At 73.1% G+C, this 899-nt stretch carries 1 protein-coding gene; it reads right to left on the bottom strand.

Features of this window, described 5'->3' with window-relative positions:
* Positions 1-899 (bottom strand): AMP-binding protein (locus HV826_RS36375; protein ID WP_176421572.1); only part of this gene is annotated, 899 nt, incomplete at both ends.

The following is an 899-nucleotide window of genomic DNA, read 5'->3' on the forward strand; positions in this document are numbered from 1 at the left end:
GCGTACAGCTCTCCCGCCACCCCCACCGGCACCGGCCGCATGCTCCCGTCCAGCACGTACACCCGCGTGTTTCCCAGCGGCCTGCCCAGCGGCACTGTCGCGGGCGACGTCACCCGGCGCGGCGACTCCACGCGCCCCGCCAGCACGCCCACCGTCGCCTCCGTCGGGCCGTAGTGGTTGTACACCTCGCACTCCGGCGCCAACGCGTGCACCTGCTCCACCAGGCTCCACGACGCCGCCTCTCCTCCCAGCACCAACCGCTTCCTCGGCACCACCCGCACCGGCTCCGCCGCGCTCAGCAGCGCCGCGAAGTGCGACGGCACCACCTTCGTGCACTCCACCCCGTGCTTCTCGAAGTACTCCGCGACTCCCGACGGGCTGCTCGCCCGCTCCTGCGTCAAGACGTGCAGCTCGCCGCCCACGCTCAGCGCGGGAAACAGCACCGTGTTCCCCAGGTCCGCCGCCAGCGTCGACACCAGCGCGAAGCTGCGGCACTCCTCCAGCCGCAGCCGCGCTATCGCCGCCTGCACGTAGTTGCTCAACTGCCCGTGCGACACCCCCACGCCCTTCGGACGCCCCGTGCTCCCCGACGTGAACAGCACGTACGCCAACTGCTCGGGCGCCACTGGCACACCCACGCCCACCGTCGGCTGTCCCGCGCGCGCCGCTTCCTCCACCAACACCCGGCGCGCACGCGTCCCTTCGAAGACCGCCGCGTGCCTCGCCTCCGTCACCACCACCCGCGCGCCGACTTCCTCCACCAACGCCCGCAGCCGCGCCTCCGGCTGGCCCGCGTCCAACGGCACGTAGGCGCCTCCTGACTTCAGGATGCCCAGCATCGCCGCCACCCACTCCACGCCTCGCTCCAGGCACAGCCCCACCGGCGCCTCCGCCCCCAC

Source organism: Myxococcus sp. AM010, assembly GCF_013372585.1.
Lineage (GTDB): Bacteria > Myxococcota > Myxococcia > Myxococcales > Myxococcaceae > Myxococcus > Myxococcus vastator.